Source organism: Halanaerobium sp. (assembly GCF_003070835.1).
In genome coordinates this window covers 1-1,943 of sequence record NZ_QBLR01000458.1, presented here as the reverse complement: position 1 = coordinate 1,943, position 1,943 = coordinate 1, and the positions used below count along the sequence as shown (strand labels likewise).

Here is a 1,943-nt window from a genome sequence, read left to right as displayed (position 1 = left end):
AAAGTCATTGCTTAAATCAAGCCGCTTAAATACAATTACATATTATCTAAGCCACCTCTTATTTTTACTGGTGCCGATGTTGATTATTCCTTTAATCATCTCTCTATTATATAATGAAGGAAATCAATTATACCGGGCATATTACTTTGCAATTTTATTTACGCTGCTTGCTGCCTTTCTGCTAAGAGCCCTGACTCAGAAAAATAAGATTGAAATTAATCTGACTACTGCAATGCTGCTCTGTGCTTTTAGCTGGATTGTTGTCTCTCTATTTGGTTCCCTGCCTTTTATAATTGGAATTGAAAAAACATTTATCGATGCCCTATTTGAGTCAACTGCCGGTTTTACTTCTGCTGGGCTTACAGTTTTTAGTGGTCTCAATCTGCTGCCGAAGTCTATTATTTTCTGGCGCAGTTTGATGCAGTTCCTTGGTGGACTTGGAATTTTAACTTTTTTCCTGCTGATTGCCAGTCGGGCAGGAGGTGAGACCTGGCAGTTTTTTAGCGCTGAAGGACACAAATTTAATGTTTCCAGACCAGTGCCTAATATATTTAGAACAGTTAAAATTCTCTGGGGCATTTATATTTTATTTATTCTGGCACAGACAGTTATCTTAAAACTGCTCGGACTGAGCTTCTTTGATGCTTTAACCCACAGTTTCACTACTATTTCTACTGGTGGTTTTTCGCACTATGATCAGAGCATTGGTTATTTTGCTGCCAGTGGTTTTGAAAACTATATTTTAATCGAATATGTAATAATCTTTTTTATGTTTTTAGGTGGAGTCAATTTTCTGCTCCATTATCGCCTTTTTACTGGAGATTATAAAGGAGTAATCAATAACGGTGAATTTAGAACTTATTCTAAAATAATAATTTATTCTGCAGTCATAATTTCAGCTGCAGTAATTATTTTAAAGACAGCTGACAGCTCTGCTGAAGAAATTTTTAGGAAAAGTCTTTTTCAGATTACAGCTTTATTAACAACAACCGGTTTCAGTACTGAAAATATAAATTCCAGCTTTTTTCCTGCTGCAGCTAAAATGTTTTTTCTGCTTTTAATGCTGATTGGAGGTAGTGTTGGTTCGACCTCTGGTGGAATTAAAGTAATGAGGGTTAAAATTTTAGGAAGACTCTTTAAGAGAGATATCAAAAAGATTTATTACCCAACTCATGCAGTGCTGCCGGTAACAATAGATAAGCAGATTCTGGACAAAGATGAGATCTTTAAATTGACTGGCTTATTTTCATTCTGGCTCTTTTTAATTGCAGCCGGTGGAATTATAACCGCCTTATTTTCTGATTTAAGCAGCTGGGAAGCTTATTCAACTATGTTTTCAGCAGTTGGCAATATTGGCCCTTCCTTTATTTCTGTAGACAAGCTGGCAGCCTTATCTCCAATTGTTAAGATAGTACATATAGTGGGAATGATTGCCGGCAGGTTAGAAATAATACCTCTAATTATTCTTCTAAATCCTAAAGCCTGGAAATCTTAAAAAATTGCACTAAATGCAGGTTGTTTTTTCAGAGGCCGCTATGATGTTAACCACTGGTATGAATAATTTGATAAAAAGAAAGCCATAAATTTTCTGTTTTTGCAGAAGATTTATGGCTTTAACTATTTTGGGCTAAAATAATTTACTGTTTTATTTGACCTGGCGCAGTCTTTTTATTCTTTCTGCTGTAGGTGGATGGGAACTGAATAATTTAGCCATTCCTTCTCGAGAGAGAGGATTTAAAATAAACATATGGGCTGCAGCTTCATTAACCTGCATTGGCTGGCCTCCCTGACTGTAGCGTTCCATTTTTTCTAAAGCACTGGCCAGACCTTCTGGATTCCCAGAAATTTTCCCACCTGTTTCATCAGCAATATACTCTCTTGATCTGGATATCGCCATTTTAATTAAAATAGCTGCCAGCGGAGCAAAGATAATAGCAACCAGC

At 36.3% G+C, this 1,943-nt stretch carries 2 protein-coding genes; one reads left to right on the top strand and one right to left on the bottom strand.

Annotated elements, in window-relative coordinates; genetic code table 11:
* A partial coding sequence (locus CI949_RS20415; RefSeq protein ID WP_365942063.1) for a TrkH family potassium uptake protein occupies window positions 1-1,495 on the top strand: 1,495 nt, incomplete at its 5' end.
* 150 nt (window positions 1,496-1,645) lie between these two features.
* Here CI949_RS20415 and CI949_RS20410 read toward each other — a convergent pair.
* Window positions 1,646-1,943, bottom strand: a 298-nt coding sequence (locus CI949_RS20410) for a M48 family metalloprotease (protein WP_290769870.1), incomplete at its 5' end; no start/stop codon positions are given.